19 protein-coding genes are annotated in these 20,639 nt (G+C 71.8%); 10 read left to right on the top strand and 9 right to left on the bottom strand.

The genetic code is table 11. The features are described 5' to 3' along the window. Positions 1–1,197 carry a hypothetical protein gene (locus ACIRD7_RS32105; protein ID WP_403459100.1) on the top strand — a complete coding sequence of 399 codons (1,197 nt, stop codon included), beginning with the start codon at positions 1–3 and terminating at the stop codon, positions 1,195–1,197. On the opposite strand, the gene ACIRD7_RS32100 is transcribed toward ACIRD7_RS32105, so the two are convergent. The 4 genes from ACIRD7_RS32100 to ACIRD7_RS32085 form a co-directional block, all read right to left on the bottom strand. Further along, a complete protein-coding gene (locus ACIRD7_RS32100) occupies positions 1,108–1,731 on the bottom strand; it encodes a cytochrome b/b6 domain-containing protein (RefSeq protein ID WP_403459099.1) in 624 nt (207 codons plus the stop codon). The two genes, ACIRD7_RS32105 and ACIRD7_RS32100, sit on opposite strands and share 90 nt — an antisense overlap. Then, complete coding sequence (locus tag ACIRD7_RS32095; protein ID WP_403459098.1) at positions 1,715–2,464, bottom strand: molybdopterin-dependent oxidoreductase; 750 nt, start codon at positions 2,462–2,464, stop codon at positions 1,715–1,717. Before ACIRD7_RS32095 ends, ACIRD7_RS32100 begins: the two co-directional genes overlap by 17 nt. A gap of 79 nt (positions 2,465–2,543) precedes the next feature. After that, complete coding sequence (locus ACIRD7_RS32090; RefSeq protein WP_403459095.1) at positions 2,544–4,091, bottom strand: APC family permease; 1,548 nt, start codon at positions 4,089–4,091, stop codon at positions 2,544–2,546. A gap of 67 nt (positions 4,092–4,158) precedes the next feature. Beyond that, positions 4,159–5,112, bottom strand: a complete 954-nt coding sequence (locus ACIRD7_RS32085) for a hypothetical protein (protein WP_403459093.1) — start codon at positions 5,110–5,112, stop codon at positions 4,159–4,161. A gap of 304 nt (positions 5,113–5,416) precedes the next feature. Here ACIRD7_RS32085 and ACIRD7_RS32080 point away from each other — a divergent pair, with 304 nt between their 5' ends. Genes ACIRD7_RS32080 through ACIRD7_RS32065 form a run of 4 tightly spaced genes read left to right on the top strand, consistent with a single transcriptional unit; the run spans position 5,417 to position 7,612 of the window. Further along, a complete protein-coding gene (locus ACIRD7_RS32080; protein ID WP_403459091.1) occupies positions 5,417–6,313 on the top strand; it encodes a DMT family transporter in 897 nt (298 codons plus the stop codon). A gap of 30 nt (positions 6,314–6,343) precedes the next feature. Further along, positions 6,344–6,859 (top strand): NUDIX hydrolase, encoded by a 516-nt coding sequence (locus tag ACIRD7_RS32075; RefSeq protein WP_403459088.1) that lies wholly within the window; start codon positions 6,344–6,346, stop codon positions 6,857–6,859. 34 nt (positions 6,860–6,893) lie between these two features. After that, positions 6,894–7,286 (top strand): YidH family protein, encoded by a 393-nt coding sequence (locus ACIRD7_RS32070; RefSeq protein WP_403459086.1) that lies wholly within the window; start codon positions 6,894–6,896, stop codon positions 7,284–7,286. Continuing rightward, a complete protein-coding gene (locus ACIRD7_RS32065) occupies positions 7,283–7,612 on the top strand; it encodes a DUF202 domain-containing protein (RefSeq protein ID WP_403459084.1) in 330 nt (109 codons plus the stop codon). The genes ACIRD7_RS32070 and ACIRD7_RS32065 overlap by 4 nt, the downstream gene beginning before the upstream one ends. A 273-nt stretch (positions 7,613–7,885) precedes the next feature. Here ACIRD7_RS32065 and ACIRD7_RS32060 read toward each other — a convergent pair whose 3' ends face one another. Further along, positions 7,886–8,863 (bottom strand): NADP-dependent oxidoreductase, encoded by a 978-nt coding sequence (locus ACIRD7_RS32060; RefSeq protein ID WP_403459081.1) that lies wholly within the window; start codon positions 8,861–8,863, stop codon positions 7,886–7,888. A gap of 112 nt (positions 8,864–8,975) precedes the next feature. Between ACIRD7_RS32060 and ACIRD7_RS32055 the strand changes: the two genes are divergently transcribed. The 3 genes from ACIRD7_RS32055 to ACIRD7_RS32045 all read left to right on the top strand — a co-directional run bounded on the left by ACIRD7_RS32055 (position 8,976) and on the right by ACIRD7_RS32045 (position 11,716). After that, positions 8,976–9,272 (top strand): hypothetical protein, encoded by a 297-nt coding sequence (locus ACIRD7_RS32055; RefSeq protein WP_403459078.1) that lies wholly within the window; start codon positions 8,976–8,978, stop codon positions 9,270–9,272. Positions 9,273–9,460: 188 nt separating this feature from the next. Continuing rightward, positions 9,461–10,495, top strand: a complete 1,035-nt coding sequence (locus ACIRD7_RS32050) for a phosphotransferase family protein (RefSeq protein ID WP_403459076.1) — start codon at positions 9,461–9,463, stop codon at positions 10,493–10,495. A 6-nt stretch (positions 10,496–10,501) separates the two neighbouring features. After that, positions 10,502–11,716 (top strand): acyl-CoA dehydrogenase, encoded by a 1,215-nt coding sequence (locus tag ACIRD7_RS32045; RefSeq protein WP_403459074.1) that lies wholly within the window; start codon positions 10,502–10,504, stop codon positions 11,714–11,716. A 160-nt stretch (positions 11,717–11,876) separates the two neighbouring features. Here the strand turns inward: ACIRD7_RS32045 and ACIRD7_RS32040 are convergent, their stop codons facing one another. The 3 genes from ACIRD7_RS32040 to ACIRD7_RS32030 are packed head-to-tail and all read right to left on the bottom strand — an operon-like array spanning position 11,877 to position 14,960. Further along, a complete protein-coding gene (locus ACIRD7_RS32040) occupies positions 11,877–12,470 on the bottom strand; it encodes a TetR/AcrR family transcriptional regulator (RefSeq protein WP_403459072.1) in 594 nt (197 codons plus the stop codon). 55 nt (positions 12,471–12,525) lie between these two features. Continuing rightward, positions 12,526–14,190, bottom strand: coding sequence for a class I adenylate-forming enzyme family protein (locus ACIRD7_RS32035; RefSeq protein ID WP_403459069.1), 1,665 nt, complete (start codon positions 14,188–14,190; stop codon positions 12,526–12,528). Continuing rightward, a complete protein-coding gene (locus tag ACIRD7_RS32030) occupies positions 14,187–14,960 on the bottom strand; it encodes an SDR family oxidoreductase (RefSeq protein ID WP_403459068.1) in 774 nt (257 codons plus the stop codon). The genes ACIRD7_RS32035 and ACIRD7_RS32030 overlap by 4 nt, the downstream gene beginning before the upstream one ends. 189 nt (positions 14,961–15,149) lie before the next feature. Between ACIRD7_RS32030 and ACIRD7_RS32025 the strand changes: the two genes are divergently transcribed. Further along, positions 15,150–16,382 (top strand): exo-beta-N-acetylmuramidase NamZ domain-containing protein, encoded by a 1,233-nt coding sequence (locus tag ACIRD7_RS32025; RefSeq protein WP_403459065.1) that lies wholly within the window; start codon positions 15,150–15,152, stop codon positions 16,380–16,382. 96 nt (positions 16,383–16,478) lie between these two features. Then, positions 16,479–17,810, top strand: a complete 1,332-nt coding sequence (locus ACIRD7_RS32020) for a serine-threonine protein kinase (RefSeq protein ID WP_403459063.1) — start codon at positions 16,479–16,481, stop codon at positions 17,808–17,810. Between the two features lie 17 nt (positions 17,811–17,827). Here the strand turns inward: ACIRD7_RS32020 and ACIRD7_RS32015 are convergent, their stop codons facing one another. Then, positions 17,828–20,626 carry a penicillin acylase family protein gene (locus ACIRD7_RS32015; RefSeq protein ID WP_403459060.1) on the bottom strand — a complete coding sequence of 933 codons (2,799 nt, stop codon included), beginning with the start codon at positions 20,624–20,626 and terminating at the stop codon, positions 17,828–17,830. Positions 20,627–20,639 lie beyond the last annotated feature (13 nt).

The raw sequence follows: 20,639 nt of genomic DNA, 5'->3' as shown, positions 1-20,639 counted from the left end.
ATGGCGGTTTCCCTCGGGATGCGTATCTCGGGGCTGCTCGTCGCGGGGGCGGTGGCGGTGGCCACCGTCGCCTTCACCGATGACGGGGGTGGCACGGCGGACGGCAGGGGCGGAGGGGGCCCGATCGTCACCGCCGGCCCGACGGCCGGTGCCGGCAGGCTGCCGACCGACCCGGCCGGCGACTCCTCCGAGCCGCCGCGGCAGCGCCCCGACGGGCACGTCGGCGCGCCCGCGTCCACCGGCACGCCCGCCCAGCCGAGGACCGGCGGCACGCCGAGCGCGCCTCCGAGCCCCTCCCCCAGTCCCTCGGTCAGCAAGAAGGTCCTGGAGATCCCGGCCTGGCTCCCGCCCGGCCCCGGCTCACCGGACACCGACGGCATCCCGGACCCGGCGAGCGTCTACGACCTGCTGGGCGACCCCGCCCGGTGCCGCGGCGCGCTGAACACGATCCCCCGGACCCCGGCCGACACCGACTGGACGCTGCTGCGCGGTCTGGCCACCGCCTGTCTCGCCGTGCAGGGTGAGGGCGGCAGCTGGGGGCAGGCGCTGCGGGACCACACGGCGTCGGCGGACGGGGCCGGCTCCTGCAAGGGGCGGGCCGTGCGGACCGTCCTGGGCGGGCTGCTCGACTTCCACCGGCGCCATCCCGGGGCGACCGTGCGGCTGAAGCCCTCGGCGGACGGCGCACCGGCCTGCGACTACCGGATCAGCGGCGTGGACACGGGCGGCGACGGGGAGGCGAAGCCCGGTGAGGTGGTCGGGATCGAGGTGGCGGACGCCTTCTTCGACCCTGCCGAGCTGGAGACGGGCACGGTCGTGAGCATCGGAGGCCGGCAGGTACCGGCCGTGAAGTCGGAGTCGGCCGACCGCCTGGTGCTCTCCGCGGTCGTGCCGCCTCTGGAACCGGGCCCGGCCGACGTGACCGTACGGCACGCCGGCATCGAGGTCGGCATGCCGACGGCCTTCACGGTCGTCGCAGCGGACGTGCCTGCCGAAGTCAGCTGCGGTCCGACCCCGCCCGAAGGGGGCGCGGGGAACTGCGCGACCAGCTACGGCGGCACCGCAGACCCCGGAGAACCGGTCGCGGCACCCCCGCGGGGCACTTGGTCAAGGCCGCCAACGCGTGTGCTCCCGTTCGGCCCACTCCCGGCTCACGACCCCGGTCCGCATGCCGCGGCGGGCCTCCGGATCCCCTAGCGCCATCCCGACGTGCCCGGCCAGGACGATTCCGATCGTGAGCGCCAGCCAGTCGTGCACGAACGTCGCGCTCGTACGCCACTCCAGGGGCGTGAGGTGCGTGAACCACATGAGGAGCCCGGTCCCGAGCATCACCAGCGTCGCACCCGCGATCCAGGCCGCGTAGATCTTCTGCCCGGCGTTGAACTTCCCCGCCGGCCTGGACGACCGCCGCTTGTCGCGTCGCAGGGCGGCCCGCAGCCAGACCCGGTCGTGCGGGCCGAAGCGGTTGAGGAAGCCCAGGTCGGCGCGGAACAGCCGGGAGGCGAGGCCGGCCAGGACGGGCACGGGCAGGGCGAGGCCGGCCCACTCGTGGATACGGACCACCAGCTCGCGGCGGCCGACGAGCTCGGCGAGCTGCGGGATGTACAGACAGGCCGCCGTCACCACGCAGACGCCCATCAGCGCGGCGGTCGTCCGGTGCACCCAGCGGGTGGCCGGGCCGAAGCGCCGGACGTCGGCGGCCCGGCCGGGTGCGTCAACTCGTAGGCTCATCGTCGCGTCCGTTCGAGCGGCCGACCCAGGCGTCGACGTCGTAGCCCCGTTCCTCCCAGTAGCCGGGGCGCACGTCCTTGGTGACGGTGATGCCGGAGAGCCACTTGGCGGACTTGTAGAAGTACATGGGGGCCACGTAGAGGCGGACGGGGCCGCCGTGGGCGTGGCTCAGGTCCTTGTCCTGCATGCGCAGGGCGACGAGGACGTCGGCGCGGCGGGCCTGGTCGAGGGTGAGGCTCTCGCTGTAGGCGCCGTCGAAGCAGGTGAAGCGCACCGCTCCCGCGCCTTCGCGGACACCGGCCGCGTCGAGGAGCCGGGACAGCCGCACCCCCTCGAAGGGCGTGCCGGGCACCCGCCAGCCGGTGACGCACTGGACGTCGCGCACCATCCGGGTCTGCGGCAGGGATCGCAGGTCGGCCAGCGTGTAGGTGCCGGGGCGGTCGACCAGGCCGTCGACCTTGAGGCGATAGGTGGTGGCGTCCTTGCGGGGTACGGAGGAGGTCACCGAGTAGTAGCGGAAGCCTCCGCCGTTGGGCAGCAGGCCCGTCAGGCCGGTGGGGTCCTTGTCGGACGCGCTCGCGAGGAAGGATTCCAGGCCGCGCTGGAGGTTCGGGGCGGCGACCAGGCCGAGGGCGCCCAGCCCCAGGGTGCCGAGCAGGACACGGCGGCCGATGGGTTTGCCCGTCCGCTCGCCCTCTTCCTCGTCCTTCGGTTCGGGCTGTTCGGGGTTCACCTCCTCATTCGAACACCCGCGACCCCGGCGGGGCCAGGAATCGCGGGTGCTCGTCAGAGTTCCGTAACCACTTCTCCCGCTACGGCGTCTCGGCCGCCGCCTTCTCCAGCTGGAAGGCCTCGTTGCCGAGTCCGATGCGGGCGTGCCGCTCGGGTGCGCGCGAGCGCAGGAGCAGGCCCTGGACCACGCCGGCGACCAGGGCGACGGCGATGACGGCGGGCAGCGCCCAGCTCAGGGACGAGTCGGGGCCCGCGCCGATCAGGACGTCGAAGTCCTTGACGGTGTAGACGACGATGAAGGCCAGCGCGACGACCGCGAGCGCGGAGGCGGTCAGCCGCCAGAACTGGGCGGCGGCGGCCCCGCGGCGCACGAAGAAGGCGATGACCGAGACCGAGGCGGCGGCCATCAGCACGGCGACGCCCAGCGCGCCCAGGTTGCCCATCCAGGTGAACAGCTGAAGGACCGGCGCGGTCGGGTCGCCGGTGGGCTTGTCGTCGCTGAACGCGAACGCGGCGACGACCACGAGGGAGACCGCGGTCTGCAGCAGCGAGCCCGTTCCGGGGGCGCCGCTCGTGCTGCTGGTGCGGCCGAAGGCGGACGGCAGGAGCCCCTCGCGGCCCATCGCGAAGGCGTAACGCGCGACGACGTTGTGGAAGCTGAGCATCGCCGCGAACATGCCGGTCACGAACAGCACGTGCAGGACGTCGGTGAAGGTGCCGCCGACGAGGTCCTCGGTGAGGAAGAACAGCAGCCCGGCGCTCTGTTCCTGCGCGGTGCCGACGATGGCCGAGGGTCCGGCGGCGACGGTGTAGGCCCAGCAGCTGATCGTGTAGAACACGGCGATGCCGCCGATGGCGAGGAACATCACGCGGGGCACGAGGACGTGCGGGCGGCTGGTCTCCTCGGCGTAGACGGGGGCCTGCTCGAAGCCGAGGAACGCGGCGACGCAGAAGCACAGGGCGGTGCCGATGCCCGCGCCGCTGAGGGTGTCGGGGTTGAAGGCGTGCAGCGACAGTCCCTCCTTGCCGGGGTCGGCGAGGGCGGCGACGTCGAAGACGACGACCAGGAGCACCTCGATGATCAGCAGGACGCCGAGCACGCGCGCGTTGAGGTCGATCTTCAGCCAGCCCAGCGCGCCGACCACGAGCACGGCGAGCAGCGCCGGTATCCACCACGCGAGCTCCGTGTCGAGGTACGTGGCGAACAGCCCGGAGACCTCGAAGCCGAAGATGCCGTAGATACCGACCTGGAGCGCGTTGTAGGCGACGAGCGCGACCATCGCGGCGCCGGCGCCGGCCGTGCCGCCGAGGCCGCGGGCGATGTACGCGTAGAAGGCGCCGGCGTTGTGGACGTGCCGGCTCATCTCGGCGTACCCGACGCTGAAGAGGGCGAGGACGACGCCGAGGATCACGAAGAGCAGCGGCTGGCCGAGGATGCCCATCACCCCGAAGGTCGTGGGCATGACACCCGCGACGACCATGAGGGGCGCGGTGGCCGCGAGCACCGACAGCAGCAGGCCCGTGGTACCCAGCCGGTCGGCGCGCAGGGCCCGGTCCTGCCCCTTGAACGTACTGATGCCGCCGCCGTCGGCGGTGGCTCTGCTCGTGCTGGAACTGCCCGTCGTCATCGATGACCGTCCTTAGTCGGGTCGGGGGTGCTGGTGTGCGGTCGGGGTCGGGGCGTGACTGGTGCGGTTACGTGGTGCCGAGCGCGGTGTCGCGTGCGATCCGGAAGGCGGAGTACGGGTCGCGGTCCGGGTACGACCAGGGCGACGGGGTGGCGTGTTCGCCGATGCGGTGGAACAGGGCGGCGGCCTCGGCGCCCCGGCCCTCGCACACCTTGGCGTGGGCGAGGAAGTTCAGGTCGACCAGGCGGCGCGGGTGGCCTTCCTGCTCCCACTCCAGCCACCAGTCGAAGGCGGACCGCATCACCTGCCGGGCCCGCCGGCCGGTCCAGTGCCCGGAGGCGGCCGCGTCGCGCGGCTCGTGTCCCGCCGCCGCGAGGACGCGGTAGCGCTCGGCGTGGGCGATGACCGGGAGGATGGCGAGCGGGGAGTCGGCCGGGGCCCGTTCGGCGGCCTCGATGGCGAAGTCGTAGACCTCGTGGAGCGGGTCGGCGCCGGTGCCGGACCGATGCTCCGCAAGCCGGGCGACCATCACGTGGTGGGCGTGGTGGTGGTCGGGGTACCGGGCGCGGACCTCGGCGAACAGCCGCCGCACCTCCGCCTCGGCGCCCAGGGCGCTCTCCAGCATGAGCAGGCCGAGCCAGGGGGTGGGGTCGGCCGGCGCGAGCGTCACGGCCGCCTGGCAGGACTCACGCGCCCGGACCGGTTTCTCCTTGCCGCGCAGGGCTCGGTACACCTGGGCGAGGGCGAGCAGGACGGCGGCGTCCGCGGAGTCCGGCTCGGCGAGCAGCCAGTCGCGGGTCCAGGGGGCGCTGTACTGCTCCTGGGCGAGGACGGTGACGCGGTGCCCTCTGCGGTCCCAGTCGTCGCCGGTACGGGCGAGCAGCGATCGAGCCGACTGCCACCGGCCTTGGGCCAGTGCGGCACGGGCCGCGGCGAGCTCGGCGTCGTCGAGGGCCGCGTCGAAGGCGTGGGCTGCTGCGCGCTTTCGGCCGCGGCCGAGGGGTGGCGGAGGTGGGGACACCGTTCCGGGTCCTGTTGTGTGCAGAATGTGGACAGTCATCGAGCGATCACGCACAGCAAACCCGGAGCCAATGGCTCGCGTCAAGGGCCGTCGAGGCGTTACACGCGTCAACTCGTGTGACTCTTGAGGCAGTTGAGGCGTTCACCATGTCCGCAATGTCGGTTTTATTGCCAGTGTGTGGCGTACGTCATAGCGGCTCCCGTTTCCAGCCCGCACGATGAGGGAACGCGCACGCCGGGCTCCGGGCCGCTACAGTCGGCCCTTACCGCACCCCGTCCGCCCGGCAGGATTCGAGGTACGCAGCGTGTCGCTCCAGATTTTGATACTCGCCGTCACCGCCGCGTGCTGTCTGGGATTCGGTTTCGTCCTGCAGCAGAACGCGGCCCAGAAGGCTCCGCTGAGCGACTTCCTCTCGCCGCGGATCCTCCTGGACCTGATGAAGGTGCCGCGCTGGCTGGGCGGCATCGGCCTGATGGTGGTCGGCATGGCGCTGGGCGCGATGGCGCTGGGTCAGGGCGAGATCTCCATGGTGGAACCCCTGCTCGCGACGAACCTGCTGTTCGCGCTGATGCTCTCGCGCCGCCAGACCAAGAAACCCCTCGGCCGACAGGGCTGGACGGGCCTCGCCCTGCTCGCGGGCGGTGTGACGGCGTTCATCGTGGCCGGACAGCCGACCGGCGGCACGGCCAGCGACAGTCCGATGCGGCACTGGCTGATCATCGGCGTCATGGTCGGAGCGGCCCTGCTGCTCACGGCGTACGCCAAGCGCTCCCGGCTCAGCTCCGGTCCGGCGCTGCTCGCGACCGCGGCCGGTCTGCTCTACGGCGTGCAGGACGCCCTGACGCGGGTGACCGGGGAGCGGTTCGCCGAGGGCGGCATGGCGGAGGTCCTGACCGGCTGGCAGCCTTACGCCGTGGTGGCGCTCGGCCTCACCGGTCTGATCCTCGTCCAGAGCGCCTTCGAGACGGCGTCCCTGCGCATGTCCCTGCCCGCCCTGACCGCCGCCCAGCCGCTGGCCGGCATCCTCTGCGGCGTCGGCTTCCTCGGCGACCGGCTGCGCACCGACGCGGGCGCGCTGGCGTGGGAGGCCGCCGGGCTCGCGAGCATCGTGGTGGGCATCATCCTCCTCGGCACGCACAAGGCGATGCCGAGCGGGGCGAAGCTGCCGGAGCCTGCGGCGGTTCTCCAGCCCGCGCAGTGACCCGTCCGGGCCTCCTGCTTGGATGGCCCCATGAGCAGCGCTGACGAGATCCTCGACATCGTCGACGAGCAGGACCGGGTCGTCGGGCAGTCCCCGCGCGGCGAGGCCTACGCCAGGGGCCTGCGCCACCGCTGCGTCTTCATCGAGGCCCGGGACGCGCGCGGTCGCCTGTTCGTCCATCGCCGCACCTCCACCAAGCTGGTCTTTCCCTCCCGCTACGACATGTTCGTCGGCGGAGTGGTCGGCGCGGGCGAGTCCTACGACGACGCCGCGCTGCGCGAGGCCGAGGAGGAACTCGGGGTGAGCGGGCTGCCCCGCCCGACGTACCTGTTCAAGTTCCTGTACGACGACGGAGCCGGGCAGACGTGGTGGTCGGCGGTGTACGAGGTGCGCTGCGAGCTTCCGGTCAGCCCGCAGGTGGAGGAGGTCGCCTGGCACGACTTCCTGCTCGAGACCGAGGTCGAGCGGCTGCTCCCGCAGTGGGAGTGGGTGCCGGACGGGCTGGCGGCGTACGAGCGGCTCCGGGCCCACCGGGCGGCCCGCTGAGCCCGCGGCACGGCGCCCGGATAGGGTCGGTCGGGTGAGCGAGTTCGTGCGAAACGTCAGGCTGTGGTTCGCGCCGCAGGAGGCCCGCCGGGAGGGCACCACCCCCGACTACCGGTTCTCGCTGGCGAACGAGCGCACCTTCCTCGCCTGGCTGCGCACCGCGCTCGCGCTGATCGGCGGCGGCTTCGCGGTCGACCAGTTCCTGCCGGACCTGCGCTGGGGCTGGCGGGTCGGACTGGCCCTCGCACTGCTCGCGGCGGGCGTGCTGTGCTCGCTGCGCGCGGTCAATCACTGGGTGCGCTGCGAGCGGGCGATGCGGCGGGGCGAGGACCTGCCGGTGTCGCGGTTCCCGGCGGTGCTGAGCCTGGTGGTGGCTGTGGTGGCCGTCGCGATGGTCCTCGTCGTGCTCGTCGGGTGGGAGGGATGAACGCACCCGCCGCAGCGGAACCGGAACGGGATCCAGGACTGCAGCCCGAGCGGACGCGCCTCGCGTGGCGCCGTACGACGCTGTCCGGCACCGTGGCCGCGGTACTCGCCGTGCGGACCTCGCTGCACGGCGGGGTGTCGGTGGCGGGCGGCATCGTCTGCGCCCTGTGCTGCGGGCTGTGGCTGGGCTTCCTGGCCCTGGCACACCGCCGCATCCACGCCCTGTCCACCTCCGCCGAGCCCCGGGCACTGCCACCCCGGCACGCGACGGCCACCGCCCTGCTCACAGTCGGGCTGGCGGTGTGCGCGGCCGCGCTGCTCTTCTGACAGCGGCCGGCCACGACCGCTTCCCCACGCCGCCACAGGCGCAGGGTGTCGCGGCAGGACAGCCCGCAGGAGACCAGGCCGACGCCCTCGCCGGCCACCCCCCGCCGAACCCCAGGCACTCCCACCCCGGCACGCGACCGCCACCGCCCTGCTCACAGTCGGGCCGGCGGTGTGCGCGGCCGCGCTGCTCTTCTGACGGCGGCCGGCCACGACCGCTTCCCCGCGCCGGGACACCGCCGGGCCCTCTTCCGAAGCCGGCCGGGCCCCTCCCCCCTAGTCCGTCCCCTGCCACATCCCCTCGAGGGCCGGTGTCTCCTCCGTGTCCCAGTCCACGGTCACCACGATCTTGCCCCGGGTGCGGCCCTCCTGGTTCAGGCGGTGGGCGTCGGCCGTCCGCTCCAGCGGGAACGTCTCCGAGACGTGCACGGTCACCACCCCCCGCTCCGCCAGTTCGGCCAGCCGCGCCAGGTCCTCGGCGTCGGGCCGGACGAAGTAGTAGCGGCCGCCGTAGTCGACGACGTCCGGATCGGCGATCGACACCAGGCGGCCCTCGGGGGCGAGCAGGTTCGCCGACGCCTTCAGCGCCTCTCCCCCGACCGTGTCGAAGGCCGCGCTCACGCCCTCGGGCGCCAGCCCCCGCACCCGCTCGGTGAGGCCGTCGCCGTACTCAACCGGCTCACCGCCGAGGTCGCGGACGAAGTCGTGGTTGGGCGCGCTCGCCGTACCGATCACCCTGGCACCCAGATGGCGGGCGAGCTGCACGGCGATCGAGCCCACCCCACCCGCCGCGGCGTGCACGAGGACCGTCTCGTCCCGCTTGACCTCGAGCACCCTGGTCAGCACCTGATACGCCGTCAGCCCCACCAGCGGCAGGCCCGCCGCCGCCTCCCAGGTGAGGTTGCGCGGCTTGCGTGCCAGCGTGCGCACGGGAGCGGCGACGTACTCGGCGAAGGTGCCGTGCGACAGGACGTCCTCGCGTACGTACCCGATGACCTCGTCGCCGACCGCGAACTCGGTGACGGACATGCCCGGTTGCACGACGACACCGGAGACGTCCCAGCCCGGGACCACCGGGAAGAGCGGCTCCACCAGCCGGTCCATGTAGCCCTCGCGACACTTCCAGTCGACCGGGTTGACCGCCGCCGCCCGCACCTTGACCAGCACGGAGTCGGGGCCGACCCGGGGGTCGCGCACGTCTCCGTATGCGAGCACATCGGGCCCGCCGTAGCGTGAGTAGCTGATGCCCTTCATGGGTCCGACCCTCGTGGGCGACCGGACGCCACGCAACCCGAATGCCCCGATATGCGGCGTTCGCGTGGCAGCCTGTCCGACGTCACCACCCGCCCCTTCGAAGGTGAGCAGCATGACCACCCTTCACACGGAACACCCCGCCCACACGCACGCCCACGGCCCCGCCTGCGGACACACCGCGGTCCCGCACGGCGACCACACCGACTACGCGCACGACGGTCACCTCCACCGCGAGCACGCCGGCCACTGGGACGAGTGCGAGTCGGGCGGGCATGTCGCACACGAGGGCCACTCCCACCAGCACGGCGCCGAGTGCGGGCACGAGAGCGTCCGGCACGGCGACCACGTCGACTACCTCCACGACGGCCACCGGCACGCCGCGCACGACGGCCACTGGGACGACCACTGAGGCCGTCCGACGACCCGGTCCGTACCGCCGTACCGGCCGCGAAGGCGCCACCGACAGCTCCCCGGCGATCCGCTCGGGGAGCTGTCGTCCTATGGTGGCCCCGATCACGTTCGGCCCGCGCACTGGACGACATACCGACTGGTCGGCATCATGAGTCAGGTCTACTTGTCCTGCCTTGAGGAGCCTGTATGAGCCCCGACCATCCGCCCGGCCTCGACCTCGATCGGCTGCACGGCCTGCTCGAGCGCGAGCGCCCCGGTCTGGTGCACGGTCCGCTGACCGGCCGGCTGATCGAGGGCGGACGGTCGAACCTCACCTACGCGGTCTCCGACGGCACCTCGAAGTGGGTGGTACGGCGGCCTCCGCTCGGCCACGTCCTCGCCACGGCGCACGACATGAAGCGCGAGCACCGCGTCATCAGCGCGCTGCACCCGACGGACGTGCCGGTGCCGCGGCCGGTGCTGCTGTGCGAGGACGAGGAGGTGCTCGGAGCGCCGTTCTACGTCATGGAGTTCGTCGAGGGCACCCCGTACCGCACCGCCGACCAGCTGGCCCCGCTCGGCCCGGAGCGCACCCGCGGCGCGGTGCTGTCGCTGGTGGACACGCTGGTCGAGCTGCACGCCGTGGAACCGGCGTCGGTGGGCCTGGCCGACTTCGGCCGCCCCGAGGGCTTCCTCGACCGCCAGCTGCGCCGCTGGGGCAAGCAGTTGGACGCCTCCCGCAACCGTGACCTGGTCGGCATCGACGAGTTGCACGCCACGCTCGGCCGGCGGCTGCCGACCTCCCCCACGGCGACGGTGATCCACGGCGACTACCGCCTCGACAACGTCCTGATCGGCGAGGACGACCGGATCAAGGCGATCCTCGACTGGGAGATGTCGACGCTCGGCGACCCGCTCACCGACCTGGGCCTGCTGGTCATGTACAGCATGCCGCTGGGCACGCCCGACTCCCCGGTCTCCACGACCGCCGAGGCCGCCGGGCACCCGGAGCCGGCCGAGCTCGTCGAGCGGTACGCCGCGCGCTCGGGGCGCGACGTCTCCGCGGTCTCCTGGTACACGGCGTTCGCCTGGTTCAAGCTCGCCGTGATCCTGGAGGGCATCCACTACCGCTACACGCTGGGCCAGACGGTCGGCCGCGGCTTCGACCGCATCGGCGACCTGGTCCCGGTCTTCATCGAGCACGGCCTGACCACTCTTCAAGAAGGCATCCAGGAAGGCTGACGGGACATGGACTTCGCGTTCGACGCACGCACCGAGGAACTGCGCGCCAAACTGCTGGCCTTCATGGACGAGCACGTCTATCCGGCCGAGGCGGTCGCCGAGGAGCAGCGGGCCGCGCTGGCCTCCCCGTGGGACACCCCGGCCGTGGTGGAGGAGCTCAAGGCCGAGGCCCGCAGGCAGGGCCTGTGGAACCTCTTCCTGCCCGACGCCGAGTACGGCGCCGGCCTCACCAACCTCCAGTACGCCCCGCTGGCCGAGATCACCGGCCGCTCCCCTCACCTGGCACCGACCGCCACGAACTGCGCGGCGCCCGACACCGGGAACATGGAGGTGCTCTCCCAGTTCGGCGACGAGCAGCAGAAGAAGCAGTGGCTGGAGCCGCTGCTGGCCGGTGAGATCCGCTCGGCGTTCGCGATGACCGAGCCGGACGTGGCCTCCTCGGACGCCACGAACATCACCACCTACATCGAGCGGGACGGCGACGAGTACGTCGTCACCGGCCGCAAGTGGTACATCTCCGGGGCGATGAACCCGGACTGCAAGATCTTCATCGTGATGGGCAAGACGGACCCGGACGGCGAGGACATCCGGCGTCAGCAGTCCATGATCCTGGTCCCCCGTGACACCCCGGGCGTCACGGTGAAGCGCGCTATGCAGGTGTTCGGTTACGAGGACCACTCCCACGGCGGCCACGCCGAGGTGATCTTCGACGGGGCGCGGGTGCCGGCGGCCAACCTCATCGGCGAGGAGGGCGGCGGCTTCGCCATCGCGCAGGCCCGGCTCGGTCCGGGCCGGATCCACCACTGCATGCGGCTGATCGGCATGGCCGAGCGGGCGATCGAGCTGATGTGCCGCAGGGCCGTGTCCCGCACGGCGTTCGGCAAGGCGCTGGGCCAGCAGGGTGTGGTGCACAACTGGATCGCGGACGCGCGGGTGACCGTCGAGCAGCTGCGGCTGCTGGTGCTGAAGACGGCCTGGCTGATGGACACCGTCGGCAACAGGGGTGCGCACACCGAGATCCAGGCGATCAAGATCGCCACGCCGCGTGCCGTGGTCGACATCATCGACCGGGCGATTCAGTTGCACGGTGCGGGTGGGGTGAGTCAGGACTTCCCGCTGGCCGAGCTGTACGCGGGGGCGCGGACGCTGATGATCGCCGACGGGCCGGACGAGGTGCATCAGCGGTCGCTGGCGCGGCGGGAGTTGAAGAAGTATCTGTGAGTCGGTGGCGGGGGTGGGATGGTTTCGCCCCCGCCGCCCCTACCCGTCCCATCCTTCTGGGGCTCCGCCCCAGACCCCGCTCCTCAAACGCCGGAGGGGCTGGATTTCCAGCCCGTCCGGCGTTTGAGGACGAGGCCCGTTCAGGGCCGAAGCAGGGGTCTCAGGGACGCAGCGCCCGCAGCAGCAGATCCGCCAAGTGGTCCGCGACCTCCTGCGGGCTCATCGGGCCGTCCGGGCGGTACCAGGTCGACAGGTGATGGACCGAACCGAAGTGGTAGTCGACGACCAGGTCGGCCGGCGTCGCCGTGGAGAAGACGCCCGTCTCCTGGCCCTCCTCGACAAGCGCGCGGAAGCGCTCGTGGTAGCGCCGGCGCTCCGCGCGCACCTGCTTGTTCTTCTCCGGGCTCAGGTGGTGCATCGAGCGGAAGAAGATCATCGCGTCGTCGAGGTTCTCGATGGTCGTCACCACGACGTCCGCCGCCGCACCCCGAAGCCGCTTCTCGATGGGCTCGTCGGCGTCCGCGAACGCGTCGAGCCGCTCCTGCTGGACGCGCAGCACACGCGCGTACACCTCGTGCAGGAGGTCGTCCTTGGATCCGAAGTAGTGGTACAGCGCCCCCTTGGTGACGCCGGCCGCCTCGACGATCTCCTGCACCGAGGTGCGGTCGTAACCCCGCTCGGCGAAGAGCCGGGTGGCGGCGGCGAGCAGCCGCTGCGGGACGGGCGTACCGTCACCGTCCGTCGTCCTGGCCACTGTGCCGCCACCTGCCCTTCCGAGATGTTCCGCTTGCCGTGTTGCCGTGTGTGGTCTAGCCGTCGTTCGCGCGGGAACGGAGCTCCCGACGGAGGATCTTCCCACTCGCCGTCTTGGGCAAGTCGGGCAGGACCTCCACCTGCCGCGGGTACTTGTAGGCGGCCAGTCTCTCCCGGCAGTACGCGGCGAGTGCGTCGGGGTCGGCTTCGGCACCCGGACGGAGGCTGATGTACGCCTTGACGGTCTCTCCGCGGTACCCGTCGGGCACGCCGACGACGGCGGCCTCGCGCACCGCCGGGTGGGTGTAGAGCACGTCCTCGACCTCGCGCGGCCACACCTTGAAGCCGGACGCGTTGATCATGTCCTTCTTGCGGTCGACGACGTACAGCCAGCCCTCGGCGTCCATGAAGCCGATGTCGCCGGTGCGCAGCTCGCCGTCGGGGAAGGTCTCGGCGGTCGCGTCGGGGCGGCGCCAGTAGCCGGGGACGACCTGCGGCCCCCGGACGAGGATCTCGCCCTGCTCGCCGAACGGCACCTCCGCACCCTGCTCGTCGACGATCCGTACGACCGTCTCGGGCCCCGGCACGCCCACGGCGAGCGTCCCGGAGACCGGGTCGACGGGGGCCTCCAGGCCGGGCGGTACTGCGGCGCAGGGGGCGGTGCACTCGGTGAGGCCGTAGCCGTTGCGGATGTACGGCCCGAAGCCGGCCCGGAACTTCTCCACCAGCGCGGGCGGCAGCGGGGCACCGCCGGAGGAGATGTTGACGAAGGACGCGAAGTGCTCGCGGCTGACGTCCGGGTGGGCGGCCAGGGCCATGAAGGCGGTCGAGGGGCCGACGGTGTAGTGCGGCCCGTGCTCGGCGAACGCGTCGAGCACCACGCCCGCCTCGAAGCGGTACGCCAGCACGAGCAGCCCCGCGCTGTTCAGGCAGGCGGCGAACTGGGCGACCATCCCGGTGATGTGGAACAGCGGCGCCAACGCGAAGTAGACGGGCGCCTCGGGGAGAGCGAGGCCGGTGCGCTGCCGCTCGGCGTTGTACATGATGTTGCCGTGCGTGTTGGTGGCGCCCTTGGGCGTGCCGCTGGTGCCCGACGTGTAGCTGATCAGCGCGATGTCGGACGGGCCGAGCGCACGGTCGTCCGGCGCCTTGAGCCCGCCCCGCGCGACCGCCGCGAGGTCGTCGGCGTCCGCGGCCTGCGGGAGCCGTTCGAAGGTCAGCACTCGCGCGTCGTCGCGGGTCTGGAAGTCCAGCTCGCACCCGGTGAGCACGATCCGCACCGGCGAGTCGGCGGCCGTCTCGCGCAGATACGACTCCCAGGCCCGGTCGGAGCAGATCAGCGCGGCCACGTCGCCGTCCCGCAGGACGTGCGCGACCTCCCCCGCCTTGTACATCGGGTTGACGGGCACGACGACCGCGCCCGCCTTCCAGGCGCCGAGCACGGCGAGTACGAAGTGCGGGGAGTTCTGTAGCAGGACCGCGACCCGGTCGCCGCGCTCCAGGCCGCGCGCGGCGAGGTGCCCGGCGACGGAGTCGCTGAGCTCGTCGACCTCGCGGTAGGTCAGCCGGCCGTCGAAGTAGGCGAGGAAGACGCGCTCCGGGGTCTCGGCGGCCACCCGGCGCAGGGCGTGCACGAGGGAGTCGTCCGGGGCCACCGGGGCACGCTGGGCGTCGTTCAGCAGGGCCAGCCAGGGCTTGGCGGCGTAACGGGAGCCGGTCACCGGGCCTCCTCCCACTTCTGCTGGAGGTGGTTCATGCCGGCCAGCCAGCGGTCGGGCTCTGCGGCCCGCGCCTGGTAGTACGCGGCGACCTCGGGGTGCGGCAGGATCAGGAAGCGGTCCTCCTCCATCCCCTTGAACAGGGCGTCCGCCACGTCCTCCGGCGCGATGGCGGTGGGCTTGAGCACCAGGTCACCCGCGCTGCCGGTGGCGTCCAGCATGTCGGTGCGCACGCCCTGCGGGCAGATGGCGTGCACCTTGATCCCCCGGTGCCGGTACGTCAGCGACAGGTACTCGGCGAAGGCGTACGCGCCGTGCTTGGTGACGGCGTAGGGCGCCGCGCCGATCATGGTGAGCAGGCCGGCGGCGGAGACGGTGGAGACGAAGCGTCCGCTGCCGCGCTCCAGCCAGGCCGGGAGCAGCGCGTTCGCGGCACGCACATGTGCCATCACATTGACGTCCCAGGACGTCGACCAGGCCTTCTCGTCGAGCGGCTGCCCGGGAGCGTCGCCGCCGAAGGCGACACCGGCGTTGGCGCAGTAGACGTCGACGGCACCGCCGAGCGCGTCCCGGGCGTCCGCGATGATCGCGGAGGCGTCGCCGGGGACCGCGATGCCGCCGATCTCTTCGGCGACGGCCTCGGCCTTGCGGGCGTCGAGGTCATTGACGACGACACGCGCCCCTCCGGCGGCGAACCGCCGGGCAAGCGCCGCGCCGATGCCACCCCCAGCCCCGGTAACGACGACTCCGGCACCCTGCACGGCTTCCACCATCGGTCTCCTTCGACTGCGGCTCCCTTACGAGCGCCAGACTAACCGGTCGGTATGTACCAGGGAAGGGCGCTGCGACGCCGCTCAGGGGCGCGGGGCCGTATCCACGTGCGGCTCCGCCGCGCGGGCGCGACAAGCCGCACACGACCGGCACCCTCCCCACAACCGGCGGGAGCACTTAACGTGCACCCCATGCGCCTATCCAGACGAGCTCTCCTCGCAGCGACCACGGCAGCAACCGCACTCTCCGCCGCGCCCCCGGCCTCAGCGGCCCCCCACCGCCTGCGCACGGGCTTCGAGAACCTCGTCGCGAGCGGCTACGCATCCCTGCGAGGCCAGAGCGTCGGCATCGTCACCAACCCCACCGGCGTAACCCGCGACGTCCGCCACATCGTAGACGTCATGCACACCGACGAACGGGTGAACCTACGGGCCGTCTTCGGCCCGGAACACGGCTTCCGCGGCACCGCGCAGGCCGGCGGCTCCGAAGGCCGCTACGACGACCCGGCGACCGGTCTCCCCGTCTACGACACGTACCTCAAGAGCGGCCGGCCACTGGCCGACATCTTCACCGCCTCCGGTGTCGACACGATCGTCTTCGACATCCAGGACGTGGGCGCCCGCTTCTACACCTACATCTGGACCCTCTACGACTGCATGGAGGCGGCCCAGCTCGCCGGCAAGCGCTTCGTCGTGCTCGACCGGCCGAATCCGGTGACCGGCCGCTCGGCCCAAGGGCCCGTACTGCACAAGGAGTTCGCCACCTTCGTCGGACGGCAGCCCATCTCGCAGGCGCACGGCATGACCGTCGCCGAACTGGCAGGACTGTTCAACGGGGAGTTCCTCACCACTCCGGTCACCCTGGAGACCGTACGGATGACGGGCTGGAAGCGGTCCGCGTTCTACGACGCCTGGGGCCTGCCCTGGGTGCCGCCGAGCCCGAACATGCCGACGCCGGACACCGCTCTCGTGTACTCGGGCACCTGCCTCTTCGAGGGCACGAACCTCTCCGAGGGACGCGGCACCACCCGCCCCTTCGAACTGCTCGGCGCGGAGGGGATCGACCGGCGCTGGGCCGAGGCGGCCAACGAACTCGGGCTCCCCGGCGTGCACTTCAGGGAGGCGTACTTCGCGCCGACGTTCTCCAAGTTCCAGGGCAAGACCGTCGGCGGGGTGCAGATCCACGTCCACGACCGCGCGGCCTTCGACCCCGTCCGCACCGGGATCGCCCTGCTGGTGACCGCCAAGAAGGTCTGGAGCGGCTTCGCCTGGCGCTCCGACAACTGGATCGACAAGCTCACCGGTTCCACCCAGGTCCGCACGATGATCGACGCGGGCGCGGCCGCCGACGACGTGGTGGCGGGCTGGCAGCAGGAGCTGGCGGCGTTCGGGCGGATGCGCAAGGAGTACCTGCTGTACAAATGAGCGGCCCACTCATGGGTGACGACGTATGGCCATTCCCGCCCGTCGGCAGGACGATGCGCCCGTATCGCACCACTTCGGGGGACGAGGGGGCCTGTCATGGCGAAACCGGCAGTGAGCGTGACTCCCTACTGGGAGCTGACCTTCGACGCGGACGGTGATCCGGACGCCGGCAGGCGGGACCGGCTGCTGGCCGGGGTGGCGCAGCACGACGTCCGGGATCTGATCGTCTTCGCGCACGGCTGGAACAACGACCGCTCGGGCGCGACCCGGCTCTACGACGGCTTCTTCGAGCCGATCCCGCGGCTCGCGCCGAAGGCGAGGATCGGGTACGTGGGCGTGATCTGGCCGTCGATGCGGTTCTCGGACGAGCCGATCCCCGACTTCCCGCGGGCCGTGGCGGCGGAGATGCCGCGTCGGCCGGTGCTCGACAAGGACACACGGCACGCGCTGCTGGAGACGTTCCCGGGGCGGGCCACCGTGATCGACCGGATCGCGCGGCTGCTGGACCAGCAGCCGCGTGAGGACGCCGAGTTGGAGGAGTTCGGGCGGCTGGTGCGGCTGCTGGTGGACGTCGTGCCGCCGGGGCCGCAGGCGCTGTTCGCGGCGGACACGCTGTGCGAGGGGGTGCCGCAGGACTCCCCGGACATGTTCGCGGGCTCCACGGCGGCCCTGTGCGAGGAGTTCGCGCAGGCGCTGACGCATCTCGAGTCGCCGGACGCGGTGCCCGGGGCCGGCGCGGCCTCCTTCTCGTTGCCCAACCCGTGGGAGGGCGCGCACGAGTTGCTGCGGCAGGCGACGTACTACGCGATGAAGCGGCGCGCGGGCACGGTCGGTGAGCGCGGACTCGGCCGGGTCGTCGGGCAGTTGGCCGCGCGGGAGCCCGGGGTGCGGGTGCATCTCGTGGGGCACAGCTTCGGCGCCCGCCTGGTGTCGTTCGCGCTGCGCGGGCTGCCGAAGGGGGTGCGGACGGTGAAGTCCGTGACGCTGCTCCAAGGCGCCTTCTCGCACTACGCGTTCGCCTCCCGGCTGCCGCACGACGCCCGTGCGGGCGGGGTGCTGGAGGGCCAGCACAACCGGATCGACGGTCCGCTGGTGTGCTGTCACTCACGGCACGACTCGGCCCTGTCCACGATGTATCCGCTGGCGTCCCGCATGGCGGGCGACGCGCGCGGGATCGCGGCGTCGGCCATCGGCCGGATGCTGGGTGACAAGTGGGGTGCCATGGGGCACGACGGGGTGCAGGCGGTGCCGGGGACCAGGTCGTTGAAGCTCGCCGACGCCCTGGGCGCGGCGCTGCCGGCGTCGGGCTGTGTGAACGTCGACGCGGCGGCGGTCGTCAGACGGGGCGGGCCGCCCGCGGGGGCGCACAGCGACATCGTGCACCGGGAGCTGGCGCAGGTGGTGCTGGCGGCGGGCCGCATCAAGTGACCCGCCGCCGGCTCCCGTCACCGGTGTGACGTGAACTCCACGACCTGCTGGTAGGTCGGACGGTTCTGCCAGCTGATCCTGCCGTGCTTGATGCCGCCCAGCGTGCGCTGGATGATCGAGTCGGCGCACCACTGGTCGCCCGCCGAGCACTGGTCGTCGCCGGGGTAGACCTGGGCCGCGGTCTTGCCCGCCGCCTCCTTCAGGGTGCTGATCAGGAGGTCCCGGCAGGCGGTGAGGCTGCCGCCGCCGCAGTACTCGCGGGCGAGCGGGCCCTGCACGGACTCACCGAGCACGGCCCGGATGTCCTTGTCGACGTAGGACCACCAGCCGTACTGGAAGGAGCTTCCGGCGTGTGAGCCGGTCGGGCCGTGCGCTGCCGACGGGGACTCGTCGATGGGCAGGTTGTCGGTCATCGCGCCGTACAGCTCGCTGCCGAGCCCCGGCTCGAACTCGGCCTTCACCAGCAGCGGCCACCACGCGTCCAGGATGCGGACGGCGTCGGCGTGGGCATAGGTCTTCGAACCGGCCGACGTCTCGGTGCGCCTGCCGCCCGCCGACAGCCACGTCTGCAGCTTGCTCACGGCCGCGGCGGCCGCGGAGTCGGTCACGGCCGAGCTGTTGACGACCTTGAGCAGATCCGGCACTACGTCCTCGGCCCGCAGGTCGGCCAGGCCCGCGTCGGCCATCGCCTTCACCAGCGAGGCCCTGGTCACACCGCCCGCGTCGACCAGCTTGCGCACCCGGTCCTCCAGCAGGTTGCCGCGGTGGACGGAGCCGTCGCCCCAGGGGGCGGTCGTGTAGTCCTTGGCCTGCTTGTTGTTCCAGGAGACGTAGTAGTCCTGGTCGATGGAGTTGGGGTGCTCGGACGGCGGGGTGTACCGCGCGGTGTTCTTCGCCGGGTCCCAGCCACGCCACTCGTAGGCCGGCTGTGCCCACACCGGGAACTCCGCGTCGACGCCGGCCGCCCGGACGGGGTTGTCGCCGCTGTTGTAGTAGGCGGTGTGCTCGGAGTCGGCGTAGAACCAGTTGAAGGTGTAGTTGATGTGCCGCACCGCCTGCTGGAAGTCCTGGGGGCCCTTGACGAAGTCCGGGTCGTTCAGCATCTGGAAGCCGATGATGGAGTCGGCCTCGTGCAGGTAGGAGGAGCGCAGGGTGGTGTAGGCGACCTTCTTGCCGCCGACGGTCGCGCGGTGGGTGACGGGACCGTACTTCGTGCGCCAGACCCGCATCGTGTACGAGCCGGCGGGGGTGCTGTCGGCGGTGGTGGGCTTCCAGGCGTTCTTCTGCTCGACCTTCTCCATCGCGGTGCAGGTGCCGCGGTAGAGGTAGTGGTAGTCGTCCTGGCACAGCTCGACGGCGTAGGTGTCGATGATGTCCTGGCCGGAGGTGGTGGCGCTCCACGCGTAGTCCTGGCCGCGGCCGAGCTCGACGTACATGCTCAGACCGGCGAAGGAGGCGCCGCGGGCGCTGATGCCGGGGCCCTGGATCTCCTGGAGCAGGAGCAGCTGGGGTGCGAAGTAGCCGGTCTGCGGGCCGAAGACGGCGACGGGGTGGCCACTGGCGGTGTGCTCGCCGCCGACCACGAGGGCGTTGGACATGCCCCGCTTGGCCGAGGTCATGGCGGTCCGGGCCGCGCTCGCGGAGGCGGTGCCCGCGGCGGAGCCGGCCGCGCTGCCGGTACGGTCGTACACGAGCGGTTCCTCGTTCACCGACCCGGCGTCGGGCAGGGCCTCGCCCTGCGGGTCGGCGGGGCGGGTGGCGTACGGGAAGCTCTTGTCGTGGACGGTGACGACGGCCTCGGGGTCGTTGCGTTCACGGAACGACTCCCACACCTTCGTGCCCTCGGCCACGCCGTACTTCTCCTGCGCGGCCAGCAGCGAGATCGCGTTGTTGACCTCGCCGCCGCCCCCGGAGCCGAAGAGCGCGCCGATGACCGAGCCGAGCGCCACCAGGTCGGTGATCTTGAAGTGCTGGATCGTGCCGGCGTTGGTGATGGAGTCCTTGTGGCCGGTCAGGACGTACTCGCCGGGGAAGTAGCGGCCGCTGTCGGAGGCGTCTATGTAGGCGTTGATGCCGTCCAGGTATGCCTTGGCGTCGGCGAGCGCGAGTTGTCCGCGTTCGCCGTTGGAGGCGACGGCGTTGTCGATCTGGGCCTGCAGATCGGCCTCGGTGTAGGGCGCGTTGCGCCAGAACTGCTGCTCAAGACCCTGGTTGGAGGGTGCGCCGCCGGCGAACGCGGTCAGCTGCCCGCGTCCGACGTGTCTGAAGACGTCCATCAGCCACAGCCGGTCCTGGGCGGCCGCATAGCCCGCGCCGAACTCCGTGCCGTATCTGGTGGTACCGGTGATGTGCGGCACACCGGTCTTCTTGTCTCGGACGATCGTCACGTCGCCGCGCCCTGCGGGTTTGACGGTGGAGGCGACTTGGTCGGACGGGACGCCGAACGAGGCGTCGTTGAAGAAGTTCCTGATGGTCGCGTTGGTGAGGCCGGAGTAGCCCGTGGCCAGGTTGGCGTAGGGGCCGAGCTGGTCGGAGGCGTGTTCCGGCATGGTTCCGAAGGCCTGGTTGAGCAGGACCTGGGCCAGGGTGGCGTTGCCGTTCTGGCCCGGCGGGAGGATGTCGGAGCACTGGTTCCCGCAGTGGTCGCCCGCGGCGGTGACCTCGGCCGCGGCCGCCGGGGACGCGGAGACCGCCGGGGAAAATGGCGACAAAAGACCGGCAATGAGCGCGCATACGGATGCGGCCTTCAGGAACCCGGGGAATCTGTCAGGAGTTCTCAGTCTGTCTAGCGCGTTGCGTGGGGTGCGCCTTGGCATGGCAGCTCCTACC

The sequence above is a fragment of the Streptomyces sp. NPDC093568 genome (assembly GCF_044764945.1).
Lineage (GTDB): Bacteria > Actinomycetota > Actinomycetes > Streptomycetales > Streptomycetaceae > Streptomyces.
This window is presented reverse-complemented; position numbering and strand designations above follow the sequence as displayed.

Excerpts from the sequence above, each read along its gene's own strand:
- ACIRD7_RS32105 (WP_403459100.1), top strand. The coding sequence starts at position 1 with ATGGCGGTTTCCCTCGGGATGCGTATCTCGGGGCTGCTCGTCGCGGGG.
- ACIRD7_RS32100 (WP_403459099.1), bottom strand. The coding sequence starts at position 1,731 with ATGAGCCTACGAGTTGACGCACCCGGCCGGGCCGCCGACGTCCGGCGC.
- ACIRD7_RS32090 (WP_403459095.1), bottom strand. The coding sequence starts at position 4,091 with ATGACGACGGGCAGTTCCAGCACGAGCAGAGCCACCGCCGACGGCGGC.
- ACIRD7_RS32075 (WP_403459088.1), top strand. The coding sequence starts at position 6,344 with ATGAGCAGCGCTGACGAGATCCTCGACATCGTCGACGAGCAGGACCGG.
- ACIRD7_RS32065 (WP_403459084.1), top strand. The coding sequence starts at position 7,283 with ATGAACGCACCCGCCGCAGCGGAACCGGAACGGGATCCAGGACTGCAG.
- ACIRD7_RS32060 (WP_403459081.1), bottom strand. The coding sequence starts at position 8,863 with ATGAAGGGCATCAGCTACTCACGCTACGGCGGGCCCGATGTGCTCGCA.
- ACIRD7_RS32055 (WP_403459078.1), top strand. The coding sequence starts at position 8,976 with ATGACCACCCTTCACACGGAACACCCCGCCCACACGCACGCCCACGGC.
- ACIRD7_RS32050 (WP_403459076.1), top strand. The coding sequence starts at position 9,461 with ATGAGCCCCGACCATCCGCCCGGCCTCGACCTCGATCGGCTGCACGGC.
- ACIRD7_RS32045 (WP_403459074.1), top strand. The coding sequence starts at position 10,502 with ATGGACTTCGCGTTCGACGCACGCACCGAGGAACTGCGCGCCAAACTG.
- ACIRD7_RS32030 (WP_403459068.1), bottom strand. The coding sequence starts at position 14,960 with ATGGTGGAAGCCGTGCAGGGTGCCGGAGTCGTCGTTACCGGGGCTGGG.
- ACIRD7_RS32025 (WP_403459065.1), top strand. The coding sequence starts at position 15,150 with ATGCGCCTATCCAGACGAGCTCTCCTCGCAGCGACCACGGCAGCAACC.
- ACIRD7_RS32020 (WP_403459063.1), top strand. The coding sequence starts at position 16,479 with ATGGCGAAACCGGCAGTGAGCGTGACTCCCTACTGGGAGCTGACCTTC.
- ACIRD7_RS32015 (WP_403459060.1), bottom strand. The coding sequence starts at position 20,626 with ATGCCAAGGCGCACCCCACGCAACGCGCTAGACAGACTGAGAACTCCT.